We start from the raw sequence: 23,376 nt of genomic DNA on the forward strand, positions 1-23,376 counted from the left end.
ACAACCGCCCCGTACCGTGCGTTTTTCATATCCGCCCGATCGATCCGACCGGGCAAAAAGGGGCCTTCTGCCCCGCTCCAAGATACCACCCTTACGGGAGATATGGGGCGGTATTATGGCCAATCTGCCTCAATCGCGCGGGATTGATGACAATTCATGCAGCGATCCAACGGGCCGCCCCGCCGGGCTGGCGGCTTGGCCTTGGCGGGCGCGACCGCTAGTCTGGGCGGCATGGTTCCCGATCCCGCATTGCAAGACAAGATTGCCGCTTGCAGGCTTTGTGCCGATCGCTTTGCCGCGAGTGCAACAGCGCATGAACCGCGCCCGGTGCCATGGTTTCGGTCCGGCGCGCGTGTGCTGGTTGCAGGGCAGGCGCCGGGGATGCGCGTGCATCTGGCCGGACGGCCCTTTTCCGATCCCTCAGGCGTGCGGCTGCGGGACTGGATGGGGGTTTCGCCCGAGGAATTCTACGACCGCGACCGGGTTGCCATCGTGCCCATGGCCTTTTGCTTTCCGGGCTATGATGCGCGGGGCAGCGATCTGCCGCCGCCGCCGCTATGTGCCGCGACATGGCGGCAAACGGTGCTGGACCAGGTCGGCCCGGTCGCGCTGACATTGCTTGTCGGGGGCGCGGCGCAGGGCTGGCATCTGCCGGGTCGCATGGGCGTGACCGAGCGGGTGCGCGGCTGGCGTGACCACGCGCCCGCGGTCTTTCCCTTGCCCCATCCCTCGTGGCGCAATACGGGATGGCTGAAGAAAAACCCGTGGTTCGAGGCCGAGCTCTTGCCCGTCTTGCGCGCCCGGCTGCGCGAGGTGCTGGAGGCCCCATGACGATGACCCCGCTCGATCAGGCCCATGCCGCGATGGAAGCCGCGCCCGCCGACGATGCCGCGCGGCTGCGGTTCTACGACCGGCTGGCCGGGTCGGAACTGGTGCTGATGCTCGAGGCGGAGCCAGAGGGCGACCGCATCCGCCCCGCGATCTTTCCGGTGGAGGAGCAGCGCTTTGTCCTTGTCTTCGACCGCGAGGAACGGCTGACCGCCTTTGCCGAGGGGCCTGCGCCCTATGCCGCGCTCTCGGGGCGCGCGCTGGCCGCGATGCTGGCGGGGCAGGGGATCGGGCTGGGTGTGAACCTTGGCGTGGCGCCTTCGTCGATCCTGATCGAGGCGGGATCGGTCGATTGGCTGGCCGAAACGCTCGCCACGGCCCCCGAAGAGGTCGAGGAACGGCCCGAGGCGCTGTCGCCGCCTGCAGGTCTGCCCGAGGCGCTACTGACCGCGCTCGATGCACGGCTCGCCACTGCCGAGGGGTTGGCACGCATGGCCTACCTGGTCGGTGCCACCTATGCCGGCGGGCGGCGCGGACATCTCATGGCCTTTGTCGATGCCGTGCCGGGCGCGGAACCCGCGCTGGCTCGCGCCGTGGGCGATGCCCTGACCTTTTCCGGGGTCGAGGCGGGGACGCTCGATGTGGGCTTTTTCCGCGTCAGCGATCCGTTTGCCGCGCGGCTGGCACGCGTCGGCCTGCGGTTCGATCTGCCCGAGGCGGCCCCGAGCCCGCAGGTCGCGGGTGCGGCCCCCGGCATGGACCCCGACCGCCCGCCGCGCCTGCGCTGAGGGGCGGCGCGTCTGATCGGCGCTGCGGCCAGCGGCGGGGGCGGGGCCGTGCATATTTTTGGAAAGATGAAGGGGGGGCTGGCCTCAATACCCCCGGTCGCGGTCCACGAGATGACGGAAAGGCTCGCCCGCCTCGCCCCGGCGGATGTTTTCGACGATGGTGCGCGCCGCGGTTTCGGTGCGGGTGGCCGAGGCGATATGGGGTGTCACCGTGACCTGCGGATGGGTCCAATAGGGATGATCGGCGGGCAGGGGTTCGATGCGGAACGTGTCGAGCGTGGCATGCCCGACCTGGCCCGAGGCGAGGGCCGCGAGCAGCGCCGCATCCTCGATCAGCGGGCCGCGTCCGGGGTTGAGGATCACCGCGCCCCTGGGCAGGAGTGCAAGGGTTTCGGCATTCAGCGTGTTCTCGGTCGCGGGCGTGTCGGGCAAAAGCAGCACCACGATCTCGGCCTGCGACAGGGCGCTGCGCAATCCATCGGCACCATGGTGGCAGGTCACGCCCGGCACGGATTTGGGGCTGCGCGACCAGCCATGGGTCTGGAAACCGAGACTGGCGAGCATTCGGGCGCAGGCCGATCCCAGGACGCCGAGCCCCAGAACGGCAACGCTGCGGTCCCGCGCAAGGGGGGGCGCGTCGCCGCCGCGCCAGATACCGTCCTGTCCGAGGATATGGCGGTCCATGCCCAGATGATGGCGCAGCACATGGCCCGTGACCCATTCGACCATGCCTTCGGTCAGCCCGTCATCGACCATGCGCGCAAGCGGCACCTTGAGCGTGGGATTGCCCACCACATCCTCCACCCCGGCCCAGAGGTTCAGGACCGCCTTGAGCCTCGTGTAGGGGGTGAAATCGGTCAGACCGCTGTTCGGGGCATAGACGATGTAATCGACCTTTGCCGGATCGGCCTCGATCGTCAGGGTGGCATGGCCAAGCCCCACCTCCTCCAGCGCGCGGCGCAACGGGGGTTCGTAGGCGGTCCACCGCTCGGATTTCGCGGCGAAAAGGATCGTGGGCATGGGCTTTGTCCTGTCTGTTCTAGCGCGGTCTGTGGATATGGGCGCTTTGCACCAGACCGAAGGCCACCATCAAGACCAGCATGGCCGATCCACCGTAGCTGACCAGCGGCAAGGGCACGCCCACGACCGGGGCAAGCCCCATGACCATGGCCATGTTGATCGCGAAATAGAGGAAGAAGGCCACGGCGATCCCCATGACCAGAAGCGAGGCGTAGCGGTCGCGGTGTTGCAGGGCGGTCACGATGCAGAAGACGAGGATCAGCAGGTAAAGCGCGAGAAGCGAGGCCGCGCCGACGAAGCCGAATTCCTCGGCAAGCGTGGTGAAGATGAAATCGGTGTGTTTCTCGGGCAGGAAGTTCAGGCGGCTTTGCGTGCCTTCCATGAAGCCGCGCCCGGTCCAGCCGCCAGACCCCAGCGCGATCTGGCTCTGGGTGATGTGATAACCCGCACCCAAGGGATCGTTGGTCGGGTCGAGGAACGTGTCGATGCGGCGATACTGGTAATCCTGCAAAAGCTGCCAGCCCGTCCCGCGCGAGGCGAAGACGGCGGCGACCGCGCCCACGCCGGAGGCGATGACGGCCGCGAAATAGGCCCAGTGAACGCCCGCGACGAACATGACCGCGCCGCCCCCGATCAACAGGAGAAGCGCCGTGCCGAGGTCGGGCTGCATCAGCGTGAGGAAGGTCGGCAGGCCGATCAGGCCAAGCGGGATCAGCACGTAAAGCGGGCGTGATTTCTTGGACAGGTCAAGCCAGTCGTAATAGGCGGCCAATACCATCACGAGCGTGATCTTGGTCAGCTCCGAGGGTTGCAGCCGCATGAAACCAAGGTCGATCCAGCGCTGCGCCCCCATGCCGACCGCCCCGAAGAATTCGACGAAGAGCAAGAGCAGGACGGAAACCCCGTAAGCGAGCGCCGACATGTTGCGCCAGAACCAGATCGGCACCATGGCGACGACCAGCATCAAGCCGAAGCCGAGAGCGAACCGTTTCATCTGTGGCTCGGCCCAGCGCGACACTTGCCCGCCCGCCACCGAATAAAGCATCAGGAAGCCGACGCAGGCGACCGCCACGATCAGCAGGATCAGCGCCCAGTTCAGGTACAGCACCTTGCGCCAGCCCGTGGGCGTGGTCTTCACGTTGTATTCGAGAAAACTCATGCCTGGCTCCGCACCGTGCGGCCCGTGGGGACGGGCGGCGTGGGCAGGATCGGAAGCTCGCGGTGCAGCTGCTCGATGTCGCGGCGCTGGCTGGCGGGATAGAGTTCGGGCGGGGGAACCTCGCCCAGTTGTGCGCGCAAGAGGATGTCGCGGGCGATGGGGGCCGCCACCGCCGAGCCGCCGCCGCCATGTTCCACGATCACGGCACAGGCGTAGCGCGGGTTGGTGTAGGGGGCATAGCCCACGTAAAGCGCATGGTCGCGCCGTTCCCAGGGAAGATCGTCGTTCGAGATCACGCCCGAGGCCCGTTCGGCGGCCGAGATGTTGCGCACCTGGCTGGTGCCGGTCTTGCCCGCGATCCCGAATTCCGACACCTCGACCCGGCTGCCGTAGGCAGTGCCCTGCCGATCGTTGTTCACCTGCCACATCCCGCGATGGATGTACTCCAGATGGGCGGGGTCAAACCCCATGTCGCGGGCAGGTTCCGGCAATTGGGAAATGCCGTCGATCGAGCGGATGATCGCAGGCTGGACAGCCCGTCCGGTGGCCAGACGCGCTGTCATCACCGCCAGGTGCAGGGGCGAGGACAGAACGAAACCCTGCCCGATGGAGGCATTCAGCGTATCGCCGACGACCCAGGCAGCGCCGCGGTTCTGCATCTTCCAGGCCATGGTCGGGGCCAATCCCTCGGCGACACCGGACAGGGGCAGGTTGTGGCGTATCCCGCAGCCGAGCCGCCGCGCCATGGCCGAGATCGCCTCGATCCCCACGCGCTGGGCGATGTCGTAGAAATAGACGTCGCAGCTTTGGGCCAGAGCCTCGATCAGGTCCATTCGGCCATGGCCGCCGCGCCGCCAGCAATGAAAGCGGCGGTCGCCGACATCCATGTGGCCGGGGCAGGACACGGTTTCCTGGATGTCCAGCACACCGGCTTCGAGCGCGGCGAGGGCCACGACCATCTTGTAGGTCGATCCCGGCGGATAGAGGCCCTGTGTCGCCTTGTTCGCCAAGGGGCGGTAGGGATCGTTGTTCAACGCGTTCCAAGATGCCGTGGAGATGCCGCGCACGAAGAGGTTGGGGTCATAGGTCGGGGCCGAGGCGAGCGCGAGGATCTCGCCCGTTTCGCAATCCAGCACGACCGAGCCCGCGCTTTCCCCCGACAAGCGCGCTTCGACGTAGTTCTGAAGCCCGGCGTCGATGGTGAGCTGGACATCGGCGCCCGGTTCGGGCGGGTCGCGGTCCAGTTCGCGCATGATGCGGCCCCCGGCGTTCACCTCGACGCGCTTGGTTCCGGCGCTGCCCCGCAGCCTGTGTTCCAGACGCGCCTCCACATTGTTCCTTCCGACCTGAAAATCGGGGATCTGGAGAACCGGGTCGGTATCGCCCGTCTGTTCGAGATAGTAATCCGAGACCGGGCCGACATAGCCCACCACATGGGCGAAATCGCCCCGCATGGGGTAGATGCGGCTCAATCCCACCTCCGGCGTGACGCCGGGAAGGGCAGGGGCGTTGACGGCAACAGCGCTCAATTCGGCCCAGCTGAGCCGGTCGGCGATGGTGACGGGAACGAAAGGGGGGCGGCGCGCGATCTCGGCCCGGGCGCGCTCCAGCGCCACCATGTCGAGGTTCACGATCCGTGCAAGTTCGGCCAGCACCGCGTCGACGTCGCCTGCATCCTCGCGCACCAGCGTGATCCGGTAATTCTGTTCATTGCCGGCCAGAAGCACGCCGCCGCGGTCGAAGATCAGGCCGCGGGCGGGTGGCAGAAGCCGGATGTTGATCCTGTTTTCCTCGGCCAGCATACGGAAATCATCGGCTCGCTCGACCTGCAGATACCGCATCCGCGCCGCGAGCACGCCCCCGGTCGCAACAAAAAGCCCCCCGACCACGAGGCTGCGCCGCCCGATCTGGCGGGCACTGTCCGTGGTTTCCCTCGGGGTGCGTTTCATGCGGCTAGAGAACCTCGGCTTCGGCTGGGCCTATCTTACGCAGGCCGAACAGGAATTTCGAGATGCCCACCACCAGCGGATAGATCGCCGTGGTGACAATCCCGTGAGTGAGCGACAGGCCGAGCGGCGGCAGGTCCACCATCAGAACCCACAGGATGATGCGTTCGAGCAAGATCATCGCAAGAACCGCACCGGCAAAGGCCGACCATTCCACGAGAAACGGGAATTCGGTCATCGTCAGGCGGCGTTGGCGCAGGCTTTCGGAGACGATCAGCACAAGAAGCGTCCACAATCCGGGGGGGCGCTGGAACAGGAAATCGGCCATCAGGAAGACGATCAGGATCGATCCGATGGGCACGACGGCAGGCTGGCGCAAGAGCCAGGCCAGCGTCAGGGCCAAAAGAAGATCGGGCCCCGGAAGTCCCCGGTCGTTGAGGTTGAGCGGCAGGAGCTTGTAGGCGATCACCGTCGCGCACAGGCCCAGGAACAGCGCCCGATAGGCCCAGACATGGCGTGGCGAGGAGAGACCGGTCATTCCAGCACCCCCTCGCGGCTCAGTCGGGCCGCCTGGTCGGGCCGCTGCACCGGCTGGACACCGGGCGGCAGGACGAAGCCTTCGGGCGGGGGCCATGGCGGGCCGATCAAGCTGCCCGGATCGTCAAGCGAAGTCCCGGGATGGCTGCGCATGACCCGCAGGAACCGCAACCGCGCCAGATCGGCCGCGAGCCTTGCCCGCAAGCGCCTGTCGGTCGTCTCGACCACTTGGCCGACCAGCAGACCCGGAGGGAACAACCCGTCGTCCCCCGAGGTGATGATGCGGTCGCCCGCCCGGATATCCTCGGGCGATTCGACGAATTCGAGGATCGGGGCCTGGCTGTTGTCGCCCATCAGCAGGGCCTGTTGTCCCGAGGGCTGGATCGTCACCGGCACCCGGCTGTTGGCATCCGTCAGCATCAGCACGCGGGACGTGCGTTCGCCCACACCCGAAATCCGACCGACCACGCCCAGGCCATCCATCGTGGCCCACCCATCGAGGATGCCGTCGCGCGCGCCCACGTTGATCAGCACCGAGCGGCGGAAGGGGCTTCCCGCATCGGCCATCACGATCCCGGTGACAAAGGTCAGTTCCGGGTTCAGCTGCACCCGGTTGAGGTCCAGCAGCCGGGCGTTTTCCTGTTCCAGCTGCAACGCCGCCTCGCGCCACGCCCGCATCTGCTGCAATTCGCGGCGCAATTCCTGGTTCTGTTCGTAAAGACGCGCGTAGCTCTGGAAATCGTCCAGCATCCGCGCAAGGCCCGTCACCGGCGCAAGCGCCCAGTCCATGTTGGGCACGACCGTGTCGACGATGGCCGCGCGCAGCCGTTCCATCCGGGGGTTGTCGATGCGCCAGACCAACACCAGCGCAAGCAGGAACAGCGCCAGCACCGTCACCAGCAGGCGCCGGACGGGGCGGGTATGCGCGGCGTCTTGACTGTCGCGGGCCATGTCGCTCCTTCAGGGGCGCGTGCGGGATCTGGCGGGCGGGGTCGTCAGCTGTCGTAATCTATCGCATGACGGAGGAGTTTTTCATACTCCAGTGCCTTGCCGGTGCCGATGGCCACGCAATTCAGGCTCTCGTCGGCCACCGAAATGGCCAGCCCCGTCTGTTCGCGCAGTGCTAGGTCCAGTTCGCCCAGAAGCGCCCCGCCCCCCGTCAGCATCACGCCGCGGTCCACGATATCGGCCGCCAGATCGGGCGGGGTGGCTTCGAGCGCGCCCATGACCGCCTCGCAGATCGTCTGCACGGGTTCGGCAAGTGCCTCGGCGACCTGCGCCTGGCTGATCTCGGTTTCCTTGGGCACGCCGTTCAAGAGGTCGCGGCCCCGGATGCGCATCGAGGCGCCGCGCCCGTCATCGGGCATGCGCGCCGTTCCGATGGAGGTCTTGATCCGTTCCGCCGTCGATTCCCCGATCAACAGGTTATGCTGGCGGCGCAGGTAGCTGATGATCGCCTCGTCCATGCGGTCGCCGCCCACGCGCACCGAACGCGCATAGACGATGTCGGCCAAGGACAGCACCGCCACCTCGGTCGTGCCGCCCCCGATATCGACGACCATGGAGCCGGTCGGGTCGGTGATGGGCATGCCCGCCCCGATGGCCGCGGCGATGGGTTCTGCGATCAGCCCCGCCTTGCGCGCGCCCGCGCCCAGAACCGATTGACGGATCGCCCGCTTTTCCACCGGGGTCGCGCCATAGGGAACGCAGACGATGATCTTGGGCTTGGTGAAGGTGGTGCGCTTGTGGACCTTGCGGATGAAATGCTTGATCATCTCTTCGGCCACGTCGAAATCGGCGATGACACCGTCGCGCATCGGCCGGATCGCCTGGATCGAACCGGGCGTGCGGCCCAGCATCAGTTTGGCATCCTCGCCAAAGGCGAGCGCCTTTTTCACGCCGTCCTTGACCTGGTAGGCCACGACCGAAGGCTCGTTCAGGATGACGCCACGGCCTTTGACATAGACCAGTGTGTTGGCCGTGCCGAGGTCGATCGCCATGTCCGAAGAAAAGAGGTTGCCCCACAAAGCCATGCGCGCCGTCCCTGTCATCCGAATTTCAAAAGGGCGTGCGCCGCGTCTGTCCCTGAGACTCGGCCACGCCCTGACCTTCGTTGTATAGTCGCGGGTATTGCGCGTCGTAAAGGCCCGGTCCCGCGCCCGATCAGCGCGTTTCCGCCGTGATCCGTGCCGGAAATCTCGAGATTTCCGGCCGGGAAAACTGCAGTTTTCCTGAACGAAAGACTGCAGTTTTTCGGCCCATTGGCGTCAGCCCGCGTCCTTGTAGGACACTTCGCGCTTGTCCGAGCCCAGCTTTTCGCGCCGCACGATCAGCCGGTTGAGCGCATTCACATAGGCTTTCACGCTTGCGACCACCGTATCGGTATCGGCGGATTGGCCCGTGGCGATCCGTCCACTCTCCTCGATCCGCACGGTCACGGTCGCCTGCGCATCCATGCCCTCGGTCACGGCGCTGACCTGGTAGAGCTGCAGCACCGCTTCGTTGGGATAAAGCGCCTTGACCGCATTGAAGGCGGCATCGACCGGCCCGTCGCCTTGCGCCGTCGCCTGCCGGTCCTTGTCGCCCACGCGGAGCGTGATGTCAGCCGATTGCGGGGCTTCCGTTCCGCAGATCACGCGCAGGAATTTCAGCTCGAGATGATCGGCCTGACCCACGGCGGCAGCATCGGTCACCAACGCGATCAGGTCGTCGTCAAAGACCTCTTTCTTGCGGTCGGCCAATGCCTTGAACCGCACGAACAGGTCATTGAGCTGATTGTCGACCATGTCGAAGCCCAGGTCCTTGAGCTTGGCGCGCAGCGCGGCCCGGCCCGAATGTTTGCCCAAGGGCAGCGACGTGCCCGACAGGCCCACATCCTCGGGGCGCATGATCTCGAACGTGTCCTTGGACTTCAGCATTCCGTCCTGATGGATGCCGCTTTCATGGGCAAAGGCGTTCTTGCCGACGATGGCCTTGTTGGGCTGCACCACGAACCCCGAGACGGTCGAAACCCGGCGCGAGATATGCATGATCTTGGTCGTATCGACGCCCGTGGTGTAGGGCATGATGTCGTGGCGCACCTTGAGCGCCATCACCACTTCTTCGAGCGCGGTATTGCCCGCGCGCTCGCCCAGACCGTTGATCGTGCATTCGATCTGGCGCGCACCGCCTGCGACAGCGGCCAGCGCATTGGCCGTCGCCATGCCCAGGTCGTTGTGGCAATGCGTGGCAAAGACGACGCTGTCGGCCCCCGGCACCTCGGCGATCAGGCGGCGGATCAGGTCGGCGGATTCCATGGGTGCGGTATAGCCCACCGTGTCGGGGATATTGATGGTCGTGGCCCCGGCCTTGATCGCGATTTCGACCACGCGGGCGAGGTAATCCCATTCCGTCCGCGTCGCATCCATCGGCGACCATTGCACGTTGTCGCACAGGTTGCGGGCATGGGTGACCGTGTCGTGGATGCGCTCGGCCATCTCGTCCATCGTCAGGTTCGGGATGGCGCGATGTTGGGGCGAGGTGCCGATGAAGGTGTGGATGCGGGGGGATTTGGCGTGTTTCACCGCCTCCCAGCAGCGGTCGATATCCTTGAAATTCGCCCGTGCCAGACCGCAGATCGTGGCGCGTTTGGCCAGTTTCGCGATTTCCGAGACGGCGGCGAAATCCCCTTCGGAGGCGATGGGGAACCCCGCTTCGATGATGTCGACGCCCATCTCGTCGAGGAGCGCCGCGATCTCCAGCTTTTCCTCGTGGCTCATGGTGGCGCCGGGCGATTGCTCGCCGTCGCGCAGGGTCGTGTCGAAAATCAGGACGCGATTGGGATCTATGGTCATGGCAGGTCTTCCTTAGCTTGGTGTCTGTGTGATCCGGCGCTGTCCCTCCTCTGAGCGGTCGCGCCGACAGGCACGCTCAGAGGCGGCTAAGGAGCAGAAGACCAAGCAGGGCAGGCCGCGCCAAAGGCGCGTCAATGCCGCAGGCAAGGGGCGCGGCACGGGTCTTGATATGGGCCTGCATGGTCATGAGCGCAAAACTTACCCATCCGCGCGTGAATGAAAACCCCCAATCGGGTCAAGGGGATTGACCGATCCATCCCGCGCCATAGCTGGCCCCGTCATGATCGATGCACTTGTGATAGGGGCTTCGGGCGGCATCGGCCGCGCCGTGGCCGATGAAATGCGTGCCCGGGGCGGCCGCGTGACCACGCTCTCCCGGGCGGCGGATGGGTTGGACGTGACGGATGCGGACAGCGTCGCGCGCGTGATGGGCGGGCTCGAGGGACCGTTTCAGACAATCTTCATCTCGGTCGGCATCCTTGCCCCCGATGGGGCCGCACCTGAAAAACAACTCTCCGCCATCGATCCCGCCACGATGGCCCGCGTCTTTGCCGTGAACACGATCGGGGTTGCTCATCTCATCAGCTATCTGCCGCGCCTGTTGCCCAAGCGCGGGCGCTCGGTCACGGGGGTTCTGACGGCGCGCGTCGGCTCCATCGGGGACAACCGGATCGGCGGCTGGCATTCCTATCGTGCCTCCAAGGCGGCGCTGAACCAGATCGTGCATGGCGCGGCCATCGAATTGGGACGCAGCCATCGCGAGGCGGTGATCGCAGCGCTGCACCCCGGCACGGTCGCCACCTCCTTTACCCAAGGTTACGATCCCAAGCATGGCAAGGTCACACCCGAGGATGCCGCGCGCAACCTGTGTGACGTGATGGAGAGCCTGACACAGGCGCAATCGGGCGGTTTCTACGATTATGCCGGAACGGAAATACCATGGTAGGTCGCCTGATCCTGATCCTGGGCGATCAGCTGTCCGATGATCTTTCGGCGCTCCGCGAAGCCGACCCGGCCCGCGACACGATCGTCATGGCCGAAGTCATGGGAGAGGCGGCATACGTTCCCCATCACCCCAAGAAAATCGCCTTTCTCTTTGCCGCGATGCGCAAATTCGCCGCCCGGCTCGAGGGGCAGGGCTGGCGCGTGCTCTACACCCGCCTCGACGATCCCGAGAACACGCAAAGCATCCCCGGCGAGCTGATCCGCCGTGCCTCTGAAACCGGCGCGGTCGAGGTTCTGGCCACCGAACCGGGCGAATTCCGTCTCATCGCGGCACTCGAGGATTGCCCGATCCCCGTCCATCTCTTTCCCGATGACCGTTTCCTGTGTTCCCACGCCGAATTCGACGCCTGGGCCGAGGGGCGCAAGGAATTGCGGATGGAATGGTTCTACCGCGAGATGCGGCGCAAGACAGGCCTCTTGATGCAGGGCGACAAGCCCGAGGGGGGCAAGTGGAACTACGACCACGACAACCGCAAACCGGCACCGGGTGAGATCACCTTTGACGGCCCGATGCGCTTTGCCCCTGACGAGACGGTCGAAGAGGTTCTGGCGCTTGTCGAGGAACGCTTCGCCGGGAATTTCGGCACGCTGCGCCCCTTCTGGTTCGCCACCGACCGGGATGGGGCGGTGGCGGCGCTTGGCCATTTCATCGCCAACGCCCTGCCGCGCTTTGGCGATTACCAGGATGCGATGCTCGACGAGAACAGGTTCCTCTACCATTCCGTTATCTCGATGTATCTGAACGCCGGGCTTTTGCATTGGCGCGAGATCTGCGCGGCGGCCGAAGCGGCCTACAGGGCCAATGAGGCGCCGCTGAACGCGGTCGAGGGGTTCATCCGCCAGATCATCGGCTGGCGTGAATACATGCGCGGCATCTATTTCCACGAAGGCCCCGGCTACACGTCGATGAACGCGCTGGGCCATGACCGCAAGCTGCCGGATTTCTACTGGACCGGCGATACCGACATGCGCTGCCTCTCGCGCGCCATCGAACAGACCCGCGACGAGGCTTATGCCCATCACATCCAGCGCCTGATGATCACCGGCAATTTCGCGCTGCTGGCGGGCATCGACCCGCACCAGGTGCATGAATGGTACCTGGCCGTCTATGCCGATGCCTTTGAATGGGTCGAGGCCCCGAATGTCATCGGGATGAGCCAGTTCGCCGATGGCGGGATCGTGGGCTCCAAGCCCTATGTCTCGGGTGGCAACTACATCCACAAAATGTCGGATTATTGCAAGAAATGCGCCTATGAGATTGGGGATAAGTCTGGGGATAAAGCGTGTCCCTACAATTATCTGTACTGGGCCTTCCTGTATCGCCACCGCGAAAATTTTGGCCGAAACCCCCGCATGGCGCAGATGTACCGCACCTGGATGCGGATGTCGGAGGACAAGCGCAAGGCGACGCTCGACAGTGCCGAAGCCTTTCTTGGCCGGCTTGATCGCGGTGCGCGCGTCTAAGGGCTCTTGACCGGAATCACGGGCAGCATCATCTGCGCAACAGGACGGCGGGGCAGGGGAAGCCCGGCCCGGGCCGTCCCTTTCCGGAGACCAGAGACCCGATGATCGCCGTTCATTCCGTTCGCGATGCCTTCACCGCGGCCGATTGCGCCCGCCTGCTCGACCTGATCGCCGATGCGCCCGCCCGTGACGCGGGGCTGGTGCGGCAGGCCCGCGACCACAATTTGCGCCGCGCCGATCTGGTCTGGCTCGACGAGGTCGAGGGAAGCTCCTGGGTCATGGACCGGATGATCGAACTGGTGCGCGTGGCCAATCGCGACGTCTTCGATTTCGACATCACCGATTTCGCCGAAAGCGCGCAGGTCGCGCGATATGGCGCGGAACGGGAGGGGCATTTCGGCTGGCATTCCGACGTGGGCGAGGGGCGGCTGGCCGAACGGCGCAAGCTGACCATCGTCGTCCAGCTGTCAGAGCCCGGCAGCTACACGGGCGGCGATCTCGAAGTCATGCCGGGCTCCAACACCATCGCCGCCGACCGCGCGCGGGGGGTGGCGACGCTCTTTCCCTCTTTCGTGCTGCACCGCGTCACGCCAGTCACTTCGGGCGAACGGCATTCCCTGACCGTCTGGTGTCACGGCGCACCGTTTCGCTAGGGCTTGCCTTGATCCCGTCCTTCCTCACAACTGTGGTGAAAGGTGGTCGTTTTTGTAGTGCAGATGGTGTTGCGTGATTGAAGAGCATTCGATGCTGTCCAGCATCCATGAGGGAAATGACCGCGCGCTCGCCCGCATGAAGCTGTTTCGTCAAGAGCTTGCCACGGGCGTGGCCTCACTCGACGATATTCCGACCCTCAAGCAAGCGCATCCCTATCGCGGCATCGTGCCCATTCGTGCGGGTGGCCACGACATCGTCATGTTCCATGCACATGACGATATCGTCGTCTGGGAATACCTGTGGCGCGGTGACGATGGGTACGAACCCGAAATGGTTCATAAGTGGAGCGACTGGTGCCGCAATGCCGAAGGTGAGGTCTGGGACATCGGAGCTTATTCGGGCCTGATGTCCATCCTTGCCGCACTTTCGAACCCGAAGAATACGGTCCATCTGTTCGAGCCGCTGGACCGGGTGATCGAGCGCGCGAACATCAATGTCAAACTGAACGCGTTGCAGGCACGTATCGCACGTCATGCTGTTGCCTGCTCGGATGTTGAAGGCGTGGCCGAGATCATCCTGTACCGAGACGCGAATTTTCTCGGAACCGGCAGTTCCATCGAGACAAAGGGCAATTTGAAGCAATTCGGCACCCGCACGATCCGAACGGTCGCACTCGACAGCTATTTGCCGAAAGCCACGCCACGCGTCGTCAAGGTGGATGTCGAGGGACATGAACTTTCGACGCTCATCGGGATGCAACAGATTCTAAGGCGAACTCGGCCCAACATGCTCATCGAAATCTGGTCGAAAAGACGCTCTGACGTCATGACGCTCCTTCATGACCTTGGCTACAGGCTGGAACGTGTGGAGGATCGTGACCGAGCGGTGAATAACTATTTCGCCACCCCCGTTTGACGAAACGCCTGTGCGCCGCCGAACACTGCTTTTGCGGCAGCGCGGAATTGAGGGTCCGCGCCTGTCGCGACATCTGTCCCCCACACCGCAATCCGCGAACAGGGAGACACCACCATGTCCCAAGTCAAACTCGCTATCCTTTTCTATTCGACCTACGGCACCAACCACCAGATGGCCGAAATCGCGGCCGAAGCCGCCCGTGAAGCCGGGGCCGAAGTGCGCCTTTTGCGCGTGCCCGAAACCGCACCCGCCGAAGTGGTCGCCGGTCAGGACGCCTGGAAAGCCCAAGCCCAGAAAACCGCCGATATTCCCGAAGTCACCCATGCCGACATGGAATGGGGGAACGGCTATCTGATCTCGGCCCCGACCCGCTACGGCGTCGTCGCGAGCCAGGTGCGCGCCTTCATCGACACGCTGGGCGGTCTCTGGTTCGAGGGCAAGCTCGCCAACAAGACCTTCAGCGCCATGACCTCGGCCCAGAACGTCCATGGCGGGCAGGAAACCACCCTGATCTCGCTCTACACCACCGCGATGCACTGGGGCGCCATCCTCACGCCTCCGGGCTACACCGACCCGGTGCTGTTCGAGGCCGGCGGCAACCCCTATGGCACCTCGACCCAGGCGGGCGAAGTGACCGACAAGGTGAAAGCCGCCATCCGTCATCAGGCCAAGCGGCAGGTGGAACTGACCGCGAAACTCGCCTGAGCCGTTGCTCCAACGAAAAAGGGCCGCGCAGGTCGCGCGGCCCTTTCCTGTTATCGCGGGTAGAATCCTCAGCCCATCAATTGCCCGCTTTCGGGCACCCAGCGGAATTCCGCACCATCGCTGCCCGGCGCGACATAGCCCAAGGCCGGGAAGGGCATGTGATAGCCCACCGCAGGGATACGGTCGGCGGCGATCATGCCAAGGATCCGGCGGCGGCTTTCGGCGGCCGCGGCCTTGTCCGCGTCGAACCGCACCTCCCAATCGGGACGCGCGAGCGACCAGACCGGGTGGTTCGCCAGATCGGCAAAGATCACGAGACCCGCGCCCTCGCTCTCCAGCCGATAGACCATGTGGCCCGGCGTATGGCCAAAGGCCGCCATCCCGGTGATCCCCGTCACCACATCCTGCCCGTCGCCAAGAAAGGTGAATTGATCGGCCATCGGGAGCACATTGGCGTTGAAGCCTTCATTGCCCGCGCCCGCCCAATGGTCGAATTCCGCCTGTCCCGTCACGTAGCGCGCATTGGCGAAGGTGGGCGCGCCATCCGTCATCATGCCGCCGATATGGTCGCCATGCATATGGGTCAGGACCACGATGTCGATCTGGTCGGGCGCATAGCCCGCAGCGGCCAGCGCCCCGGTCGTGGCTGCCCCGTTCAGGCCCGTGTCGAACAGGATCAACTCCGACCCGGTATTGACCACGGTCGGGGTGAAGTAGAATTGCGCCAAGTCGGTCGACAGGAAATTCGCCTCGCTCACGGCGGCGAATTCCTCCGGCGAGACATTCATCCCGAAAATCCCCTGTGGCTCCTCGCGCGGCGTGGTGCCCGCAAGGATCGTCGTCACCTCGAACCCGCCGATCATGAAGCGGCGGTGGCGCGCGAAACTTGCGCCCATCATCGGCGCCTCGGCTGCGGCAGTGCGGGGCAGGGCGGTCGCGGCCAAGGGCAGGGCCGCACCGGATGCCAAAAGGCTGCGGCGGGTAAGATCTTTCATGGGTCAGTGCCTCCCGGTTCTGTGCATGTGCCTTGCAAGATAACGCGCCGGCGCGTCTTGCCCGTCACGGCTTCGTGACCTGGGCCTTCATGTCCGCACAATCCGCCTGCGCGGGTGCAGGGCGGATCATTCCCACCATGGATCGATCCGCGCGATATCGGCATCCGACCAGCCGAAATGATGCGCCAATTCATGCACCAGCACATGGCCCACCATCTCGCCCAGGCTCACATTGCCCCGATCCGCCCATTCGTCGAGGATCGCGCGCCGGAACAGCCAGATCGTATCCGGCCCCATCGGCTGATCCATCACCGATTTCTCGGTCAGCGGGATGCCGTCGTAAAGCCCGGTCAGCTCGAACGGGTCTTCCATCTCCAGCTCCGACAGCATCTCGGGCGTGGCGAAATCCTCGACCCGGATCACGATGCCGAGAGCTGCTTTCCGCCACGGCTCGGGCAGGGCCTCGAGCGCCTCCATCGCCATGGCTTCGAAGGCGGCTAGATCGGGCGCGATCAGATCGGCAAGGGAGGTGGCATCACTCATGCCCCCGATATGGACAATTCCGCCCCGATCTGAAAGACCACGCCGCACCTGACCAAAGGCCCTGTCATGACCGTTACCACCCGTTTCGCGCCCTCGCCCACCGGATATATCCATGTCGGCAACCTGCGCACCGCGCTCTTCAACCACCTGATCGCGAAAAAGGCGGGCGGGCAGTTCATCCTGCGGCTCGACGACACCGACCCCGAACGGTCGAAACAGGAATATGCCGACGCGATCATGGAAGATCTCGAATGGCTGGGCCTGACCTGGGACCGGGTGGAGCGCCAATCCGACCGGCTCGACCGCTACGCCGAAGAGGCCAAGCGCCTGCGCGCGGCGGAAAGGTTCTACGAGGCGTGGGAAACGCCGACCGAACTGGATCTCAAGCGCAAGAAGCAGCTGAACATGGGCCTGCCCCCGGTCTATGACCGCGCCGCGCTGGCGCTGTCGGATGCCGACAAGGACAAGATGCGCGCCGAACGCGGGCAGGGGGTTTGGCGCTTCTTGCTCGACCAGAACCGGATCGAATGGACCGACGGCATCCTCGGGCCGCTGTCGATCGATGCGGGCTCGGTCTCGGACCCGGTGCTGATCCGGGCGGATGGGCAAGTGCTCTATACCTTCGCCTCGGTTGTCGATGACATCGACATGGGCATCACCCATGTGGTGCGCGGGGCCGATCACGTCACCAATACAGCGACGCAGATCCAGATCATGGCCGCCCTTGGCGCGGGTCATCCGAATTTCGCGCATCACTCGCTCCTGACCGGCCCCCAGGGGGAGGCGCTGTCCAAGCGTCTCGGCACGTTGTCTCTGCGCGACCTGCGCGCGCGCGGGGTGGAGCCGATGGCGCTTTTGTCGCTCATGGCGCGTCTGGGATCGTCGCAGCCCGTTGTCCTCGCCTCCTCCATCGAGGAACTGGCTGACGGGTTCGATTTGTCCCATTTCGGGGCGGCGCCCACGAAATTCGACGAGGCGGACTTGTTCCCGCTGACCGCGCGCATCCTGCACGACACCTCCTTCGAGGACATGGCCGCAGAGATCGCGGCCCTTGGCGTGCCCGAGACGCTTGCGGCCGATTTCTGGGCCGTGGCCCGCGAGAACATCACGACCCGCGCCGACCTGCCCGGCTGGTGGCACCTGTTCCGGGATGGTGCCGCGCCCGAGGTCGCCGAGGAAGACCGCGCCTTCGTGGCCGAAGCCTTGGCGCTCCTGCCCGAGCCCCCTTATGACGCTGGCACCTGGGGCGCCTGGACCGAGGCGGTGAAACAGGCGACGGGCCGCAAGGGCAAGGGTCTGTTCATGCCGCTGCGCAAGGCGGTTACAGGGCTCGAGAAAGGGCCGGAAATGGCTGATGTGATGCGCCTGTTGCAAAAAAAGCCGACGCTCTGACATCGTTTCCTACGAGCCGCGCGACCACCCTTCGGTAGGGTGTGCCTTAAGGCGCACCTAGCGCGAAATGTCGGGCCCCATTCATATGGGACAGCGATAGGTGCGCCTGAAGGCGCACCCTACAGAAACCCGACCCCGAGATCCTTGAGCGCCGCATCGACCATCCCGCGTTCCCGGTCACTCGAAACCTGCGCACGCGGGTATTGCGGCGCGTCCCGGTCGTCGAGCACACCCACCTCCCAACCGCCGGTCGTCTCGAAGAAGCGGCCCACGCCCGCCTCGCCGAACTCGCGCAGATAGCCCTGCACCACCACGTCGAGGTAACTGAGCAGGATCGGATGCGCGCCGCCTTCGGCCACGTGCCGGGGCTCGACCTTGTAGATCATCACCTCGGCCGCGCCGGGCAGGTCATGGGTGACATCGCGGAGCGCATGGCGCGCATAGGCCGCTTCGCGCAGGTCAAGTGCCGCCCAATCCCCGCCCGGAACCGGCGCGATCAGCCCCTCGATCTCGACCCCCGGGGCTTCGATTGCGGACAGATAGGCGAGCTTTCGCAGCGATGTGCCGCGCCAAACCCGCGCCCAGCCACGCACGCGGGCCGGGCGCGCGGGCTCATAGACATGCGTCGCCCGGTTCACGAGGCTGCCATAGCCGAAGAAAAAGGGATCGCGCGCCATCTCCATGTCGGTTTTGATGGCCAAAGCGCCGGGGATGCACAAGGCCCCTTGCGGCCTCCGGCAAGCCTGATATTTTCACACCATCGTCACAGGGAGACGCTGACCCGATCTGGTCAGGGCCGAAGGAGCAACCGCCCCGGTAAACTCTCAGGCAGAAGGACCTGTGACGGAACGAAAACTCTGGAGAGTGATGCGGGAAACCGCATCCGCCGACGGGATAACGATCTCAGGCGACAGGACAGAGGGGGCATCACCGGCACGCGGCCATGGTCACGTGCGAACAGATGCCGGGCCATGCGCCCATACCTCGACGGGGACATATGGCCGAGACAGCCACCACCGACCTGACCGATCTGCCCCTTGCGGCGCTTCATGCCGAGCTTAGCGCCAAATTCGTCCCCTTCGCGGGCTGGAACATGCCCGTGCAATATGCCTCGGGCGTGATGGCCGAACACCTGTGGACACGCGCCCATGCGGGGCTGTTCGACGTGACCCATATGGCGCAGGTCCGCCTGCCCAAGGATGCGCTCGAGGGGCTCGAGGCGCTTGTGCCCGCCGATCTCTTGGGCTTGCCCGAGGGGCGTCAGCGCTACAGCCTGTTCACCAATGCCACGGGCGGCGTGCTTGACGACCTGATGATCGCGCATCGGGCGGGCGATCTGTTCCTTGTCGTCAATGCCTCGCGCCGCGCCCATGACCTGGCCCATCTTCGCGCCCATCTGCCGGGCGTGGAGGAGGTGACGGACCGCGCGCTGCTGGCGCTTCAGGGGCCCGAGGCGGAAGCGGCGCTCGCGGCGCTCGTGCCCGGGGTCGCCGCGATGAAATTCATGGATGTCGCGGTGCTGGACTGGCAGGGGGTGGCGCTCTGGATCTCGCGGTCGGGCTATACGGGCGAGGACGGATTCGAAATCTCGGTGCCCGCGGGGCAGGCCGAGGGCTTTGTTCGCGCGCTTCTGGCCGATGAGCGGGTCGCGCCCATCGGTCTGGGGGCGCGCGATTCGCTGCGGCTCGAGGCCGGTCTGCCGCTCTATGGCCAGGACATGGACGAGACGATTTCCCCCGTAGAAGCCGGTCAGGCCTGGTCGATCGGCAAGGCCCGCCGTGCGGGCGGTGCGCGCGCGGGCGGCTTTCCCGGTGCCGATGTCATCCTGGATCAGCTTGCCCATGGCGCGCCCCGCCGCCGCGTGGGGCTTGCCCCCGAGGGTCGCGCGCCCATGCGCGGCGAGGTGATGCTTTACGCCACGCCAGACAGCGCAGAGCCCATCGGGCGCATCTCCTCGGGCGGGTTCGGCCCCAGCCTTGGTGCGCCGATGGCGCTGGGCCTGATTGATGCCGCCACCCCTGCCGATGCCGTGCTATACGGCGATCTGCGCGGCAAGCGCCTGCCCGCGCGGCAGGTGCCGCTTCCTTTCGTTCCACCCGGCTACAAGCGTTGAGACACGAGGCCCCGATGAAATACACTGAAGACCATGAATGGCTGAGCCTCGACGGCGACATCGTCACCGTCGGCATCACCGAATACGCCGCGACCCAATTGGGCGACGTCGTGTTCGTCGAATTGCCCGAGATCGAGACGCAGGTCGCCAAGGGCGACGAGATCGTCGTGATCGAAAGCGTCAAGGCGGCCTCCGACATCGTCGCGCCCGTGGATGGCGAGATCGTCGAGATCAACGAGGCCTTGGCCGAGAACCCCGCCCTCGTGAACGAGGATCCGACCGGCGAGGCCTGGTTCTTCAGGATCAAGATCGAGGATCCGGCCGTGCTCGACGATTTCATGGACGAGGACGAGTACAAGGATCACATCGGGGAATGAGGCGATCGGGGGCTCTGCCCCCGCCGCGGCCCCGCGGGGCCGCGTCTCCCCCGGAGTATTTCTGAAGCAAAGATGGCGCGGGACAGAGCCCTTGGCTGCCCGCTCTCGAGAGGACGACCCCGATGCCCTGGACGCCGACCGCCTACGACCCGACCGATTTCGCCAACCGCCGCCATATCGGACCCTCGCCCGCAGAGATGGCCGAGATGCTCAAGGTCGTGGGGGCCGCCAGTGTCGATGAGTTGATCGACCAGACGCTGCCGACCTCGATCCGGCAAAAGACGCCGCTGGACTGGGCCCCCATGTCCGAGGCGGCGCTTCTGGATCACATGCGCGCCATCGCGGCCAAGAACAAGCCGATGGTCCAGATGATCGGGCAGGGCTATTACAACACCCACACGCCCCCCGCGATCCAGCGCAACGTGCTGGAAAACCCGGCATGGTACACGGCCTACACGCCCTATCAGCCCGAGATCGCGCAGGGCCGTCTCGAGGCCTTGTTGAACTACCAGACGATGGTGTCGGACCTGACTGGGCTCGAGGTTGCCAATGCCTCGCTGCTGGACGAGGCGACGGCCTGCGCCGAGGCGATGGTGATGGCCGAGCGCGTGGCGAAGTCCAAGGCGCGGGCCTTCTTCATCGATGAAAACTGCCACCCCCAGAATATCGCTGTGATGCGGACGCGCGCCGAACCGCTCGGGATCGAGGTGATCGTGGGCGCGCCCGAGACGCTGGATGCCTCTGCCGTCTTCGGCGCGATCTTCCAGGTGCCGGGCACCTTTGGCGGGTTGACGGACCCGAGCGAACAGATCGCGGCGCTCCATGCGGCCAAGGCCATCGGTATCGTCGCGGGCGATCTTCTGGCGCTGACCCTGATCAAGGATCCGGGCTCCATGGGGGCCGATATCGCGGTCGGTTCGGCGCAGCGTTTCGGCGTGCCCTTGGGTTATGGCGGCCCGCATGCCGCCTTCATGGCCTGCCGTGACGCGCACAAGCGGGCGATGCCGGGCCGGATCGTGGGTGTGTCCATCGATGCGCATGGGCGGCAGGCCTATCGCCTGTCGCTCCAGACGCGGGAGCAGCATATCCGCCGCGAAAAGGCCACCTCCAACGTCTGCACCGCGCAGGCGCTTCTGGCGGTGATGGCGAGCTTTTATGCCGTCTTCCACGGTCCCGAGGGGCTGCGCGCCATCGCGCAGGATGTGCATCTGAAAACCGTACGGCTGGCCGAAAGCCTGCGCGCGGGAGGCTATGCGCCGCAGGCGGCGGCGTTTTTCGACACGGTGACGGTGCCCGTGGGCGACCGGCAAAGCCGGATCATGGCGGCGGCTGTGGCGCGCGGCATCAACCTGCGCGACGTGGGGTCCGACCGGATCGGGATTTCGGTCGACGAGACCACGACCGAGGCGCATCTCGCGGCCGTCTGTGCCGCCTTCGACGTGGCCTTGGTGTCGCCCCAGACGACCCCCGCCATCCCCGAGGCGATGCAGCGCAGCACGCCCTACCTGACCCACCCGATCTTCCACATGAACAGGGCCGAGTCCGAGATGATGCGCTACATGCGCCGCCTTTCGGATCGTGACCTTGCGCTCGACCGGGCGATGATCCCGCTGGGGTCCTGCACGATGAAGCTGAACGCTGCGGTCGAGATGATGCCCGTCACCTGGCCCGAGTTCAATTCCATCCACCCCTTCGCCCCCGCCGACCAGGCGCAGGGCTATGCCGAAATGCTGGCCGATCTGTCGAACAAGCTCTGCGAGATCACGGGCTATGACGCCATGTCGATGCAGCCCAATTCCGGCGCGCAGGGCGAATATGCCGGGCTTCTGACCATCGCCGCCTATCACAAGGCGCGGGGCGAGGGGCATCGTCGGATCTGCCTGATCCCTGTCTCGGCCCATGGCACCAACCCGGCATCGGCCCAGATGTGCGGGATGGAGGTGGTCGTGGTGAAGGCTGCGGCCAACGGCGATGTCGACCTGGAGGATTTCCGCGCCAAGGCGGAGGCCGCGGGCGACAATCTGGCCGCCTGCATGATCACCTATCCCTCGACCCACGGTGTTTTCGAACGCACCGTGCGCGAGGTCTGCGCGATCACCCACCAGTTCGGTGGGCAGGTCTATCTGGACGGGGCGAACCTCAACGCCATGGTGGGCCTGTCCCAGCCGGGTGAGATCGGCGCCGATGTGAGCCACCTCAACCTGCACAAGACCTTCTGCATTCCGCATGGCGGCGGTGGCCCCGGCATGGGCCCTATCGGGGTCAAGGCGCATCTCGCCCCCTACCTGCCGGGCCATCCCGAGACTGGGGGGGCAACCGGGCCCGTTTCCGGCGCGCCCTATGGCTCGGCCTCCATCCTGCCGATTTCCTATGCCTATGTCCGGCTCATGGGCGGCGAGGGGCTGACACGGGCGACCAAGGTGGCGATCTTGAATGCCAATTACATCGCCAAGCGGCTGGAAGGGGCGTTTCCCGTTCTGTTCACCGGCAAGAACGGCCGGGTGGCGCATGAATGCATCCTCGACACCCGCCCCTTTGCCGAGGCCGGCGTGACGGTCGATGACATCGCCAAGCGGCTGATGGATTGTGGTTTCCATGCGCCGACGATGAGCTGGCCCGTGGCGGGCACGCTGATGGTGGAACCGACCGAAAGCGAGACCAAGGCCGAGATCGACCGGTTCTGCGACGCGATGCTCGCCATTCGCGCCGAGATCGCCGAGGTCGAAGCGGGCCGCATGACGATCGAGGAAAGCCCGCTCCGCCACGCGCCCCATACGATGGAAGACCTGATCCGCGACTGGGACCGCGCCTATAGCCGCGAGCAGGGCTGCTTCCCGCCCGGGGCCTTCCGCGTCGACAAATACTGGCCGCCGGTCAACCGTGTCGACAACGTGCATGGCGACCGGCATCTGATCTGCACCTGCCCGCCGCTGGAAAGCTACCAGGAAGCGGCGGAATAGCCGGATCTGTAGCCTTTCCAATCTGAAAAGGGCCCGGGCATCGCGCACCGGGCCCTTCCCGTTTCGGGATCGTCAGGACGGAAACCTGGCCATTGCCACGGGTCCGTGGCTCGATGCTTGCGGCGGTTCTGGTGACGGTGCC

General features: G+C 65.4%; 21 protein-coding genes and 1 riboswitch. Of the genes, 11 read left to right on the top strand and 10 right to left on the bottom strand.

What is annotated here, in order from left to right; translation table 11 throughout:
* The first annotated feature begins 231 nt into the window (after positions 1-231).
* Both AABA51_RS04610 and AABA51_RS04615 read left to right on the top strand, forming a co-directional pair.
* A complete protein-coding gene (locus AABA51_RS04610; RefSeq protein ID WP_338276439.1) occupies positions 232-831 on the top strand; it encodes a uracil-DNA glycosylase family protein in 600 nt (199 codons plus the stop codon).
* Positions 828-1,616, top strand: a complete 789-nt coding sequence (locus tag AABA51_RS04615) for an SseB family protein (protein ID WP_338274851.1) — start codon at positions 828-830, stop codon at positions 1,614-1,616. Before AABA51_RS04610 ends, AABA51_RS04615 begins: the two co-directional genes overlap by 4 nt.
* A gap of 84 nt (positions 1,617-1,700) precedes the next feature.
* Here AABA51_RS04615 and AABA51_RS04620 read toward each other — a convergent pair whose 3' ends face one another.
* The 7 genes from AABA51_RS04620 to AABA51_RS04650 form a co-directional block, all read right to left on the bottom strand.
* Positions 1,701-2,636, bottom strand: a complete 936-nt coding sequence (locus AABA51_RS04620; RefSeq protein WP_338274853.1) for a 2-hydroxyacid dehydrogenase — start codon at positions 2,634-2,636, stop codon at positions 1,701-1,703.
* 19 nt (positions 2,637-2,655) lie between these two features.
* The gene (gene rodA, locus AABA51_RS04625) at positions 2,656-3,795 is read right to left on the bottom strand and encodes a rod shape-determining protein RodA (protein ID WP_338274854.1); all 1,140 of its coding nucleotides are present in this window, start codon (positions 3,793-3,795) and stop codon (positions 2,656-2,658) included.
* A complete protein-coding gene (gene mrdA / locus AABA51_RS04630; protein ID WP_338274855.1) occupies positions 3,792-5,744 on the bottom strand; it encodes a penicillin-binding protein 2 in 1,953 nt (650 codons plus the stop codon). The genes rodA and mrdA overlap by 4 nt, the downstream gene beginning before the upstream one ends.
* Before the next feature lie 4 nt (positions 5,745-5,748).
* Positions 5,749-6,279 (bottom strand): rod shape-determining protein MreD, encoded by a 531-nt coding sequence (locus tag AABA51_RS04635; RefSeq protein ID WP_338274857.1) that lies wholly within the window; start codon positions 6,277-6,279, stop codon positions 5,749-5,751.
* Entirely contained in the window at positions 6,276-7,229 is a 954-nt protein-coding gene (gene mreC / locus AABA51_RS04640; protein ID WP_338274859.1) for a rod shape-determining protein MreC, read from the bottom strand. Before mreC ends, AABA51_RS04635 begins: the two co-directional genes overlap by 4 nt.
* Before the next feature lie 44 nt (positions 7,230-7,273).
* Positions 7,274-8,311 (bottom strand): rod shape-determining protein, encoded by a 1,038-nt coding sequence (locus AABA51_RS04645; protein WP_277829014.1) that lies wholly within the window; start codon positions 8,309-8,311, stop codon positions 7,274-7,276.
* A 234-nt stretch (positions 8,312-8,545) separates the two neighbouring features.
* Complete coding sequence (locus AABA51_RS04650; RefSeq protein ID WP_338274863.1) at positions 8,546-10,111, bottom strand: 2-isopropylmalate synthase; 1,566 nt, start codon at positions 10,109-10,111, stop codon at positions 8,546-8,548.
* Positions 10,112-10,391: 280 nt separating this feature from the next.
* Between AABA51_RS04650 and AABA51_RS04655 the strand changes: the two genes are divergently transcribed.
* From AABA51_RS04655 to wrbA, 5 genes are all read left to right on the top strand, one after another.
* Positions 10,392-11,057: an SDR family NAD(P)-dependent oxidoreductase gene (locus AABA51_RS04655; protein WP_338274865.1), complete on the top strand. Its 666-nt coding sequence runs from the start codon at positions 10,392-10,394 to the stop codon at positions 11,055-11,057.
* A complete protein-coding gene (locus tag AABA51_RS04660) occupies positions 11,051-12,580 on the top strand; it encodes a cryptochrome/photolyase family protein (protein ID WP_338274866.1) in 1,530 nt (509 codons plus the stop codon). Before AABA51_RS04655 ends, AABA51_RS04660 begins: the two co-directional genes overlap by 7 nt.
* A 101-nt stretch (positions 12,581-12,681) precedes the next feature.
* Positions 12,682-13,233 (top strand): 2OG-Fe(II) oxygenase, encoded by a 552-nt coding sequence (locus AABA51_RS04665; protein WP_338274869.1) that lies wholly within the window; start codon positions 12,682-12,684, stop codon positions 13,231-13,233.
* A 91-nt stretch (positions 13,234-13,324) separates the two neighbouring features.
* Positions 13,325-14,149, top strand: coding sequence for an FkbM family methyltransferase (locus AABA51_RS04670; RefSeq protein WP_338274871.1), 825 nt, complete (start codon positions 13,325-13,327; stop codon positions 14,147-14,149).
* 114 nt (positions 14,150-14,263) lie between these two features.
* Positions 14,264-14,854, top strand: a complete 591-nt coding sequence (gene wrbA / locus AABA51_RS04675) for an NAD(P)H:quinone oxidoreductase (protein ID WP_338274873.1) — start codon at positions 14,264-14,266, stop codon at positions 14,852-14,854.
* A 68-nt stretch (positions 14,855-14,922) separates the two neighbouring features.
* On the opposite strand, the gene AABA51_RS04680 is transcribed toward wrbA, so the two are convergent.
* Both AABA51_RS04680 and AABA51_RS04685 read right to left on the bottom strand, forming a co-directional pair.
* Positions 14,923-15,849 carry an MBL fold metallo-hydrolase gene (locus tag AABA51_RS04680; RefSeq protein ID WP_338274874.1) on the bottom strand — a complete coding sequence of 309 codons (927 nt, stop codon included), beginning with the start codon at positions 15,847-15,849 and terminating at the stop codon, positions 14,923-14,925.
* 126 nt (positions 15,850-15,975) lie between these two features.
* A complete protein-coding gene (locus tag AABA51_RS04685; protein ID WP_338274877.1) occupies positions 15,976-16,392 on the bottom strand; it encodes a metallopeptidase family protein in 417 nt (138 codons plus the stop codon).
* A 66-nt stretch (positions 16,393-16,458) separates the two neighbouring features.
* Between AABA51_RS04685 and gltX the strand changes: the two genes are divergently transcribed.
* A complete protein-coding gene (gene gltX, locus AABA51_RS04690; protein WP_338274879.1) occupies positions 16,459-17,784 on the top strand; it encodes a glutamate--tRNA ligase in 1,326 nt (441 codons plus the stop codon).
* Positions 17,785-17,903: 119 nt separating this feature from the next.
* Here gltX and AABA51_RS04695 read toward each other — a convergent pair whose 3' ends face one another.
* A complete protein-coding gene (locus AABA51_RS04695; RefSeq protein ID WP_338274881.1) occupies positions 17,904-18,485 on the bottom strand; it encodes a gamma-glutamylcyclotransferase family protein in 582 nt (193 codons plus the stop codon).
* Positions 18,486-18,541: 56 nt separating this feature from the next.
* Positions 18,542-18,634, top strand: a riboswitch (glycine riboswitch).
* Positions 18,635-18,781: 147 nt separating this feature from the next.
* Between AABA51_RS04695 and gcvT the strand changes: the two genes are divergently transcribed.
* From gcvT to gcvP, 3 genes are all read left to right on the top strand, one after another.
* Positions 18,782-19,897, top strand: a complete 1,116-nt coding sequence (gene gcvT, locus AABA51_RS04700) for a glycine cleavage system aminomethyltransferase GcvT (RefSeq protein ID WP_338274883.1) — start codon at positions 18,782-18,784, stop codon at positions 19,895-19,897.
* Positions 19,898-19,911: 14 nt separating this feature from the next.
* Entirely contained in the window at positions 19,912-20,274 is a 363-nt protein-coding gene (gene gcvH / locus AABA51_RS04705; RefSeq protein ID WP_338274885.1) for a glycine cleavage system protein GcvH, read from the top strand.
* A gap of 122 nt (positions 20,275-20,396) precedes the next feature.
* Positions 20,397-23,234: an aminomethyl-transferring glycine dehydrogenase gene (gene gcvP, locus AABA51_RS04710; protein WP_338274886.1), complete on the top strand. Its 2,838-nt coding sequence runs from the start codon at positions 20,397-20,399 to the stop codon at positions 23,232-23,234.
* Positions 23,235-23,376 lie beyond the last annotated feature (142 nt).

Origin of the sequence: Roseicyclus marinus (genome assembly GCF_036322625.1) — a bacterium.
GTDB lineage: Bacteria > Pseudomonadota > Alphaproteobacteria > Rhodobacterales > Rhodobacteraceae > Roseicyclus > Roseicyclus marinus_A.

Bases quoted from the DNA above. Each gene is read 5' to 3' on its own strand.
- AABA51_RS04610 (WP_338276439.1), top strand. From the start codon at position 232: ATGGTTCCCGATCCCGCATTGCAAGACAAGATTGCCGCTTGCAGGCTT.
- AABA51_RS04615 (WP_338274851.1), top strand. From the start codon at position 828: ATGACGATGACCCCGCTCGATCAGGCCCATGCCGCGATGGAAGCCGCG.
- AABA51_RS04620 (WP_338274853.1), bottom strand. From the start codon at position 2,636: ATGCCCACGATCCTTTTCGCCGCGAAATCCGAGCGGTGGACCGCCTAC.
- rodA (WP_338274854.1), bottom strand. From the start codon at position 3,795: ATGAGTTTTCTCGAATACAACGTGAAGACCACGCCCACGGGCTGGCGC.
- mrdA (WP_338274855.1), bottom strand. From the start codon at position 5,744: ATGAAACGCACCCCGAGGGAAACCACGGACAGTGCCCGCCAGATCGGG.
- AABA51_RS04635 (WP_338274857.1), bottom strand. From the start codon at position 6,279: ATGACCGGTCTCTCCTCGCCACGCCATGTCTGGGCCTATCGGGCGCTG.
- mreC (WP_338274859.1), bottom strand. From the start codon at position 7,229: ATGGCCCGCGACAGTCAAGACGCCGCGCATACCCGCCCCGTCCGGCGC.
- AABA51_RS04645 (WP_277829014.1), bottom strand. From the start codon at position 8,311: ATGGCTTTGTGGGGCAACCTCTTTTCTTCGGACATGGCGATCGACCTC.
- AABA51_RS04650 (WP_338274863.1), bottom strand. From the start codon at position 10,111: ATGACCATAGATCCCAATCGCGTCCTGATTTTCGACACGACCCTGCGC.
- AABA51_RS04655 (WP_338274865.1), top strand. From the start codon at position 10,392: ATGATCGATGCACTTGTGATAGGGGCTTCGGGCGGCATCGGCCGCGCC.
- AABA51_RS04660 (WP_338274866.1), top strand. From the start codon at position 11,051: ATGGTAGGTCGCCTGATCCTGATCCTGGGCGATCAGCTGTCCGATGAT.
- AABA51_RS04665 (WP_338274869.1), top strand. From the start codon at position 12,682: ATGATCGCCGTTCATTCCGTTCGCGATGCCTTCACCGCGGCCGATTGC.
- AABA51_RS04670 (WP_338274871.1), top strand. From the start codon at position 13,325: ATGCTGTCCAGCATCCATGAGGGAAATGACCGCGCGCTCGCCCGCATG.
- wrbA (WP_338274873.1), top strand. From the start codon at position 14,264: ATGTCCCAAGTCAAACTCGCTATCCTTTTCTATTCGACCTACGGCACC.
- AABA51_RS04680 (WP_338274874.1), bottom strand. From the start codon at position 15,849: ATGAAAGATCTTACCCGCCGCAGCCTTTTGGCATCCGGTGCGGCCCTG.
- AABA51_RS04685 (WP_338274877.1), bottom strand. From the start codon at position 16,392: ATGAGTGATGCCACCTCCCTTGCCGATCTGATCGCGCCCGATCTAGCC.
- gltX (WP_338274879.1), top strand. From the start codon at position 16,459: ATGACCGTTACCACCCGTTTCGCGCCCTCGCCCACCGGATATATCCAT.
- gcvT (WP_338274883.1), top strand. From the start codon at position 18,782: ATGGCCGAGACAGCCACCACCGACCTGACCGATCTGCCCCTTGCGGCG.
- gcvH (WP_338274885.1), top strand. From the start codon at position 19,912: ATGAAATACACTGAAGACCATGAATGGCTGAGCCTCGACGGCGACATC.
- gcvP (WP_338274886.1), top strand. From the start codon at position 20,397: ATGCCCTGGACGCCGACCGCCTACGACCCGACCGATTTCGCCAACCGC.